Below are 8,151 nucleotides of genomic sequence, written 5' to 3' on the forward strand. Positions count from 1 at the left end.
CGCGGCGGCGTTGAGCAGGACGGCGTCGCGCACCGGGCCCTGCTTGCCGTCCACCAGCTCGTTCACCGCGCGGGCGTTGAACTCGACGTCGCCGCCGCGCAGCGCGCCGGGGTCGGAGCGCGGGACGCCGATGTCGAGCGGGTCGAAGACGGTCTGGACCGCGGTGCCGTCGCGGACCACCCACACGGTGGAGGTGGTGGCCGTGGACAGCTCGTCGAGGCCGTCGTCGCCCCGGAACACCAGGGCCGACACCCCCCGCTCGGCGAAGACGCCTGCGACGACCGGCAGCATGCGCGGGTCGTAGACGCCGATGGCCTGCGCGGACGGGCGGGCGGGGTTGGTGAGCGGGCCGAGGAAGTTGAAGAAGGTCGGGATGCCGATCTCCTTGCGGACCGGGCCCGCGAAGCGCAGCGCGGGGTGGTAGACCGGCGCGAAGCAGAAGGCGATGCCCGCCTCGACGGCCGTGCGCGCGGTGAGCTCCGGCGGCAGGTCGAGGACGACGCCGAGGTATTCGAGCACGTCGGCGGCGCCCACCGAGGAGGAGGCCGAGCGGTTGCCGTGCTTGACGACCCGCGCCCCGGCCGCGGCGGCGACGATGGCGGCCATGGTCGAGACGTTGACGGTGTGGGCCCGGTCGCCGCCGGTGCCGACGATGTCGACGGTCGGGCCCTCGACCGACAGCGGGGTGGCGAACTCGAGCATGGTGCGCGCGAGCCCGGTGACCTCGGCGACCGTCTCGCCCTTGGCCTTCAGCGCGGTGGCGAAGGCGGCGATCTGCGCGGTGGTCGCCCGGCCGGACATGATCTCGCCCATGGCCCAGCCGGTCTCGTCGGCGGTGAGGTGCTCGCCGGTCAGCAGGGCGCTGAGCAGCGCGGGCCACGTGGTGCGCGCGTCCATGGAGTCTCCGGTCAGTGGCGGCAGATTCAGTGGGAGGTGATGCTGCGGGAGGCCGAACGCGCGCGCATGAGGCCGGCGACGGCCTCGGCGAGCGCCATCGGGTCGATCGGCTGCGCCACGACGGCGTCGGCGCGCGACCAGTCGGCGAGCCAGCGGTCGTCCCGGCGGCCGATGATCAGGCAGATGGGCGGGCAGTCGTACACCTCGTCCTTGGCCTGGCGGCTGATGCCCATGCCGCCCGCGGGAACGGCCTCGCCGTCGAGGACGGCGACGTCGATCTCGCCGGAGTCCAGGTGCTTGACGACCGCCGGCTGCGTGGCGCACTCGACGATCTCCACGAGGGGCACGTCGGCGGCCGGACGCCGACCGATCGCCAGCCGCACCTTCTCGCGGGTGCTTGCGTCGTCGCTGTAGACGAGAACCCTCATGCTCACGGTCGCGCTCACTATCGGTTGGGACGAGGTATGGTCACCACGGATGGTACCTGTCCCCGGCGGCGGAAACCCAGACCAGTCACGCTTCGTGCAGTTCCGGGCTTATGTCTGGTTTATCGGGCCGAGGCGGCCTTACCGGGGGGTCGTGCGGCGACCCGGCCTCTAGTGCCGCAATAATGCTGGACGTGGCGACAGCATCCGCAATTTCGACGACGGCAGCAGCACCGTCCCGCCGGCCCAATCTGGTCCAGGTCGGGACGATCGTCTGGCTGTCCTCAGAGCTCATGTTCTTCGCGGCGCTGTTCGCGATGTACTTCACCATCCGGTCGGTCACCCTCGCGCAGGGCAACCCCTGGCCCACGACTCCCGAGGGCGTGCACCTCGACGTCCCGTACGCGCTGGTCAACACCATCGTGCTGGTGCTGTCGAGTGTGACGTGCCAGCTCGGCGTGTGGGCCGCGGAGCGGGGTCAGGTCGGCAAGCTCCGGTTCTGGTACGTCGTCAGCTTCCTCATGGGCGCCTGGTTCGTCGGCGGCCAGCTGTACGAGTACCACAACCTCGTGGAGGAGGGCGTGACGCTGTCCTCCAACGCCTACGGGTCGGTCTTCTACCTGACCACGGGCTTCCACGGCCTGCACGTGACCGGTGGCCTGATCGCGTTCCTGTTCATGCTGGGACGCACGTACGCCGCGAAGCGCTTCACCCATGAGCAGGCCACCAGCGCGATCGTCGTGTCCTACTACTGGCACTTCGTCGACGTCGTCTGGCTGGGCCTCTTCGCGACCATCTACATCATCAAATGATCGGAACGAGGATATCGGTGAACTCGATCACCGCACGGAGGCGGCATCCGCTCGCGCGATACGCCGTCCTCATCCTTGCCCTGAGCCTCCTCGGCGTGGTGTACGCCCTGGCGGCGCCCGTGGGAGACCGGGCCGACGCGGCGATCGCCTCCGGCAAGGCGGACGACGTGGCCGCGGGCAAGGATCTGTTCGCGGCGCACTGCGCGAGCTGCCACGGCCTGAACGGCGAGGGGTCGTACTCCTCAGGTGGTGGGTCGGGCCCGAGCCTCGTCGGCGTCGGCGCCGCCGCTGTGGACTTCCAGGTCTCCAGCGGCCGCATGCCGTACGCGGACCCCGGCCCGCAGGCGCCGCGCAAGCGCCTGCCGGAGTGGGTCAACCAGGACAGCATCCGGCAGCTCGCCGCGTACGTGCAGTCGCTGGGCGGCGGCCCGACCAAGCCTTCGCTGGAGTCGGTCGACCCGAGCAAGGGCGACCCGGCCAAGGGCGGTGAGCTGTTCCGGGCGAACTGCATCCAGTGCCACAACTTCGTCGGTTCCGGCGGCGGCCTGACCTACGGCAAGTACGCCCCTCCGCTGAACCCCGCCACCCCCACCCAGATCTACGAGGCGATGATCACCGGCCCGCAGGCGATGCCGGTCTTCAACGACACGACGATCACTCCCGACGAGAAGCGGGACATGATCGCCTACATCGTCAGCGTGCGTCAGCAGACGGACCCGGGCGGCAGCGGCCTCGGCCGCATCGGCCCGGTCACCGAGGGCCTGGTCGCCTGGATCGTCGGCATCAGCCTCCTCGCGCTCGCCGCCATCTGGATCACCGCCAAGAAGCGTCAGGTCAACCATGACTGAGAACCCCAACGACATCGAGCAGGCCGAGGAGCGCGTCCCGCGGCGCGTCATCGGCACGCCCCCGCCGGGGGACGAGGCGTCCGCGCTCGGGGCGCCGGTCAGCACCCGCGAGCCGATCAAGCACGAGGGGGTGACCTACCCCGACCCGGACAAGGCCCGCAAGGCGGAGCGCATCGTCGCGCTGCTGTTCGTGGTGTCCTTCCTCGCCGCCGTCGCGTTCGTCGCCTCCTACGTGGTGTTCCAGGTCGGCACGATCGACCGCACGGCGACCTCCAACCTCGCACTCGGCAGCTCGCTGACCGTCGCCCTGCTGTCGCTGGCGGCCGGCATCGTGGTCTGGGTCCGCCAGATCATGCCGAAGTACAACCTCGTGCAGGAACGTCACCCGATGGTCTCGGCCACGGACGTCCGCGAGAGCGTCAACGACACCTTCCTGCAGGGCGCCAACGAGAGCGGCTTCGTCAAGTACAAGCTGCTGCGCCGCACCCTGCTGCTGGCCGCGGCGCCGCTCGGCCTGCTGCCGCTGGTGCTGCTGAAGGACCTCGGCCCGCTGCCGGGCACGAGCCTGCGGCACACGGTCTGGTCCAAGGGCCGCCGCCTGATGGTCGAGGGCACCAAGCAGCCGATCCGCGCGGCCGACTTCAACTCTCCCGGCGGTATCCTGTCAGTGGTGCCGGAAGGGCATGAGGAGGACCTGAACGCGCTGGCCAAGGCCACGCTGATCCTGATCAAGTTCAGGCCCGAGGAGCTCAAGCCGGGCACCAACATCAACTGGACCCACGACGGGATCGTCGCCTACTCGAAGATCTGCACGCACGTCGGCTGCCCGGCGGCGCTGTACGAGCAGACGACGCACCACATCCTCTGCCCCTGCCACCAGTCGACCTTCGACGCGGCGGACGGGGCGAAGGTCATCTTCGGTCCCGCCGCGCGTCCGCTGCCCCAGCTGCCGATCGCGGTCGACGGCGAGGGTTACCTCATCGCACAGAGCGACTTCAACGTCCCGGTCGGTCCCAGCTTCTGGGAGCGCGGGGACGCCGAAGCCGAAGTCAGGGGGAAGGCATGAGCCTGGACAGCACTCCAAAGGCCATAGCGGGACCCGCCAACTTCGTCGACGAGCGCATCGGCGCGGGCAACTTCCTGAAGCGCAACCTGCGCAAGGTCTTCCCGGACCACTGGTCGTTCCTGCTGGGTGAGATCGCCCTGTACTCGTTCGTCATCCTGCTGCTCACCGGGACGTTCCTGACGTTCTTCTTCAAGCCGAGCATGGGCGAGGTCGTCTACAACGGCTCCTACGAGCCGCTCGTGGGCGTCCGGATGTCCGAGGCGTACGCGTCGTCGCTGAACATCAGCTTCGACATCCGCGGCGGCCTGCTGATCCGTCAGATCCACCACTGGGCGGCGCTGCTGTTCGTGGCGGGCATGATGGTGCACATGCTCCGGGTGTTCTTCACCGGGGCCTACCGCAAGCCGCGCGAGCTCAACTGGATCATCGGTGTGCTGCTGCTCACCCTGGCGCTCCTTGAGGGCCTGACCGGCTACTCCCTGCCCGACGACCTGCTCTCCGGCGCCGGTCTGCGGATCACCGAGGGCGTGGCCATGTCGATCCCGCTGGTCGGCACGTACATCACGTTCTTCCTGTTCGGCGGGGAGTACCCCGGCCACGACGTGATCTCGCGGTTCTACAGCATCCACATCCTGCTGATCCCGGGCATCCTGCTGGCGCTGATCTCCGCCCACCTGATCCTCATGTGGGTGCAGAAGCACACCCAGATGCCGGGCAAGGGCCGCACCGAGCAGAACGTGGTCGGCGCGCCGTTCTACCCGTCGTTCATGGCCAAGTCCGGGGCGTACTTCCTGTTCACCTTCGGGGTCCTGGCGCTGCTCGGCACCTTCGCCCAGATCAACCCGATCTGGCTGTTCGGCCCGTACACGCCGGCGGACATCTCGGCGGGTTCGCAGCCCGACTTCTACATGGGCTTCCTGGAGGGCGCGCTGCGGCTCATGCCGGCCTGGGAGATCAACTTCCTGGGGCACACGCTGGCGCTGAGCGTGCTGATCCCGGCCCTGGTGCCGATGGGCATCATCATGACCGGCCTGGCGCTGTACCCGTTCGCGGAGCAGTGGATCACCGGGGACCGCAGCGAGCACCACGTCGCCGACCGTCCCCGCAACAACCCGCACCGCACCTCGATCGGTCTGGCGGCCATCGCGTTCTACGGCATCCTGTGGCTGCTGGGCGCCAACGACTGGATCTCGGCGAAGTTCCACATCTCGCTGTACACCACGACGGTCGTGGGACGCTGGGCGATCTTCATCGGCCCGGCCATCGCGTACTTCGTCACCTACCGCATCTGCATCGGCCTGCAGCGCGGTGACCAGGAGGTGCTGCACCACGGCGTCGAGTCGGGCGTCATCAAGCGCCTGCCGAACGGCGAGTACATCGAGGTGCACGTCCCGCCGGCCGAGGACATCGCGGCGCACGTGCTGGGCAAGAAGCGGATCCCGGCCATCGAGGCCGCCCCGGACGGCGAGGGCATCCCGCCGAAGGGGGCGCGCGGCCCGCTCGGCAGGCTGCGGGCGAGGCTCAGCCAGACCTACTCCGCCGACACCGACGCGATCTCGCTGGACGGCCACCACGACGGCGCGGACGGCCACCACGCGGACGGGCACCACGCCGTCAACGGCGCGGCTCCGCACGCCGGGGTCGGGGCGGGCGCCGACAAGGAGTCCACCAGGTCGATCGGCCACTGAGCCGGCCCTAGCCGGTCAGGCATCGCCACCTGATCGGCCGAGAACACCGGGAGGCCCCGGGCGCACCACGCGCCCGGGGCCTCCCGCCGTCCGGCGGCCTCGCGAATGGCGGCCGGTTGTCAGGAGGTGGTGGTCTTCTTGTGGTCCTTGCCGCCGTCCTGCTTGACCAGGTGGTCGGTGACCGGGACGGCCGACAGCGCCTCGGTGGTGAAGCCGGAGCGCAGGCCGCTCCACCGCAGCCACTGCGGCCAGCTCTCCTGCCAGTGGCCCCACCCGTTGGCGGGCTCCAGCGGCCGCGGTGAGCCGCTGACGATGATCGGGTCGCCGATGAGCGTGGTCTCCTTGAACCACTTGGCGTTCTCCGGGCTGACGTTGATGCACCCGTGACTGACGTTGGAGTTGCCCTGCGAGCCCACCGACCAGGGGGCCCCGTGGACGTACTCCCCGCTGTTGGAGATGCGCACGGTGTCGTAGACGGTCATGCTGTAGTAGCCGGGACTGCCGGGACCGGCGTCCGGCGAGGTCATCGTGGTGACGTCCTCACGCGACATGGCCAGGTGGACGCCGTTGGTGGTGTGGTACTTCCAGTCGCCGCCCCGCCCGGCGCTGAGCGGCACGGTGCGGATGACCTTGCCGTCGCGTTCCACCGTCATCTGGTGGGAGGTGACGTCGGCGGTGCTGATCTGCGCCCGGCCGATCTCGAACTCGCGTACGTAGTCCTGGGCGCCGTACATACCCGGCCCGCCCCGGACGCCGGCGAGCTGCGCGACCAGCTTCACCTTGGTGTGCGCCGGCCAGTAGCGCTTGGGCCGGAAGCTGACCGACTTGTCGTCGAACCAGTGCCAGGCCCCCTCGACCGGCTTGGAGCTCTGCACCAGCAGGTTGCGTTCGACCGACACCCGGTCGGTGATGGGATGGTCGAAGGTGAGCATGATCGGCATGCCGATGCCGACGGTGAGGCCGGTCAGCTCCTTGTGCGGCAGGATCGTCTCGACCGCGTACGTCTGCGTGGCACGCACTGTGGAGAAGCGGCTGCTCACCTGCCTGGTGTCGCCCGAGGGGCCCACGGCGACCACCGTGACCTCGTAGCTCTCCCCCGGGGCCATGGCGCGCTTGCTGCGCCACTGAGTGCGGTCGGCGCTCAGCACGCCCTGGACGACGGTGCCGCGGGTCGTCGCACGCACCGTGACGCTCCTGAGAGCGCCGCCCACGGCTCCGACGGTCACGGGCAGCTCCGGGGCCACCTGGGCGGCTCCGTCGCCCGGAGAGACGCTCACGGCCACGTCCTGCCGTGATGCGGAAGTACCTTGTCCTTTCTCGGTGCCGAGGTTCGCGCAGCCGCCTGCCAGCAGCAGTGCCAGCGCCCCGGTTCCAACGGCGATCACCCGGATCTCGAGGTCTCTCACGGTACGTCTCCCCCGCTCCGATGGATCACTCCTTGTGAGTTATTACCCGGTTACTGCGTGTCGTGTACCGCCGACAAGGGTGATAAGGCCGAAACGACCAGCAAAAAAGCCGCTCGGGCGACCGACGCTCCCTTGACGGAAGCGACCGGCCGCCCGAGCGGCGTGTGGGGTGTGCGGGGCACGGGGCCGCGGATGCGGCGGCCCGTACGGCCCGGTCAGTGCGTGAAGTGACCCCGGTAGTACTGGAAGACGAAGCCGATGGTGGCCATGACCACGGCGAAGACGCCGATCAGGAACATCCACCAGCCGATGACGAAGCCCACGGTCATCAGCGCGACCGACAGGCACAAAAACAGCGGCCACCAGCTCGACGGGCTGAAGAAGCCCAGCTCGCCCGCGCCGTCGCTGATCTCGGCGTCCTTGCGGTCCTCCGGCTGGTCGCCGATGCGGCGCGCGGTGAACAGCAGGTAGTAGCCGATCATGAGGGCCAGGCCCACGGAGATGGCCAGTGCCGTGGTGCCGGTCGGCTCCTTGGACCAGAACCAGTACACGAGGTCCACCGCGGCGAAGAAGATGCCGCAGAGGAGGAACAGCCAGCCCTGAACCTTCATCGGGTCTCCTCCAGCGCCTTCTCCGGGGCGAGCCGGTGCGGGTTCTTCAGGTCGAAGGCGGGACGCTCCGACCGGATGCGCGGCAGGCTGGTGAAGTTGTGCCGCGGCGGCGGGCAGGACGTCGCCCACTCCAGGGAGTTGCCGAAGCCCCACGGGTCATCGACGGTGACCTTGGGCGCGTAGCGCCAGGTGCGCCACACGTTGTACAGGAACGGCAGCGTGGAGGCGCCGAGGATGAACGCGCCGACCGACGAGACGACGTTCAGGTCGGTGAAGCCGTCGGCCGCCGAGTAGTCGGCGTACCGGCGCGGGAAGCCCTCGGCGCCGAGCCAGTGCTGCACCAGGAAGGTGGTGTGGAAGCCGATGAACAGCGTCCAGAAGTGCCACTTGCCGAGGGT

Annotated in this window: 9 protein-coding genes; 4 read left to right on the plus strand and 5 right to left on the minus strand. The window is 69.3% G+C overall.

Annotated features, from left to right (window positions below; all coding sequences use genetic code 11):
* Window positions 1-897 (minus strand): anthranilate phosphoribosyltransferase (gene trpD, locus IEY93_RS16395; protein ID WP_229691194.1); only part of this gene is annotated, 897 nt, incomplete at its 3' end.
* 26 nt (window positions 898-923) lie between these two features.
* Window positions 924-1,325, minus strand: a complete 402-nt coding sequence (locus tag IEY93_RS16400; RefSeq protein ID WP_189164051.1) for a hypothetical protein — start codon at window positions 1,323-1,325, stop codon at window positions 924-926.
* Window positions 1,326-1,507: 182 nt separating this feature from the next.
* On the opposite strand from IEY93_RS16400, the gene ctaE reads away from it, so the two are divergent.
* The 4 genes from ctaE to qcrB are packed head-to-tail and all read left to right on the plus strand — an operon-like array spanning window position 1,508 to window position 5,736.
* Window positions 1,508-2,134: an aa3-type cytochrome oxidase subunit III gene (gene ctaE, locus IEY93_RS16405; protein ID WP_189163934.1), complete on the plus strand. Its 627-nt coding sequence runs from the start codon at window positions 1,508-1,510 to the stop codon at window positions 2,132-2,134.
* 17 nt (window positions 2,135-2,151) lie between these two features.
* Complete coding sequence (gene qcrC / locus IEY93_RS16410; RefSeq protein ID WP_203967854.1) at window positions 2,152-2,982, plus strand: cytochrome bc1 complex diheme cytochrome c subunit; 831 nt, start codon at window positions 2,152-2,154, stop codon at window positions 2,980-2,982.
* Window positions 2,975-4,048 (plus strand): cytochrome bc1 complex Rieske iron-sulfur subunit, encoded by a 1,074-nt coding sequence (gene qcrA / locus IEY93_RS16415; protein WP_189163936.1) that lies wholly within the window; start codon window positions 2,975-2,977, stop codon window positions 4,046-4,048. Before qcrC ends, qcrA begins: the two co-directional genes overlap by 8 nt.
* The gene (qcrB, locus tag IEY93_RS16420) at window positions 4,045-5,736 is read left to right on the plus strand and encodes a cytochrome bc1 complex cytochrome b subunit (protein WP_189163937.1); all 1,692 of its coding nucleotides are present in this window, start codon (window positions 4,045-4,047) and stop codon (window positions 5,734-5,736) included. Before qcrA ends, qcrB begins: the two co-directional genes overlap by 4 nt.
* A 119-nt stretch (window positions 5,737-5,855) precedes the next feature.
* Here qcrB and IEY93_RS16425 read toward each other — a convergent pair whose 3' ends face one another.
* The 3 genes from IEY93_RS16425 to IEY93_RS38220 form a co-directional block, all read right to left on the minus strand.
* Window positions 5,856-7,142 (minus strand): L,D-transpeptidase, encoded by a 1,287-nt coding sequence (locus tag IEY93_RS16425; RefSeq protein ID WP_203967855.1) that lies wholly within the window; start codon window positions 7,140-7,142, stop codon window positions 5,856-5,858.
* A 215-nt stretch (window positions 7,143-7,357) separates the two neighbouring features.
* On the minus strand, window positions 7,358-7,753 hold the full coding sequence (locus IEY93_RS16430) for a cytochrome c oxidase subunit 4 (protein WP_189163938.1): 396 nt from the start codon (window positions 7,751-7,753) through the stop codon (window positions 7,358-7,360).
* The coding region (locus IEY93_RS38220; RefSeq protein ID WP_229691195.1) for a cbb3-type cytochrome c oxidase subunit I at window positions 7,750-8,151 on the minus strand (402 nt) is incomplete at its 5' end. The genes IEY93_RS16430 and IEY93_RS38220, both read right to left, overlap by 4 nt.

Source organism: Sphaerisporangium melleum (assembly GCF_014646695.1).
GTDB lineage: Bacteria > Actinomycetota > Actinomycetes > Streptosporangiales > Streptosporangiaceae > Sphaerisporangium > Sphaerisporangium melleum.

Coding starts and splice junctions, on each gene's coding strand:
- IEY93_RS16400 (WP_189164051.1), bottom strand. CDS start 1,325: ATGAGGGTTCTCGTCTACAGCGACGACGCAAGCACCCGCGAGAAGGTG.
- qcrA (WP_189163936.1), top strand. CDS start 2,975: ATGACTGAGAACCCCAACGACATCGAGCAGGCCGAGGAGCGCGTCCCG.
- ctaE (WP_189163934.1), top strand. CDS start 1,508: ATGCTGGACGTGGCGACAGCATCCGCAATTTCGACGACGGCAGCAGCA.
- IEY93_RS16430 (WP_189163938.1), bottom strand. CDS start 7,753: ATGAAGGTTCAGGGCTGGCTGTTCCTCCTCTGCGGCATCTTCTTCGCC.
- qcrB (WP_189163937.1), top strand. CDS start 4,045: ATGAGCCTGGACAGCACTCCAAAGGCCATAGCGGGACCCGCCAACTTC.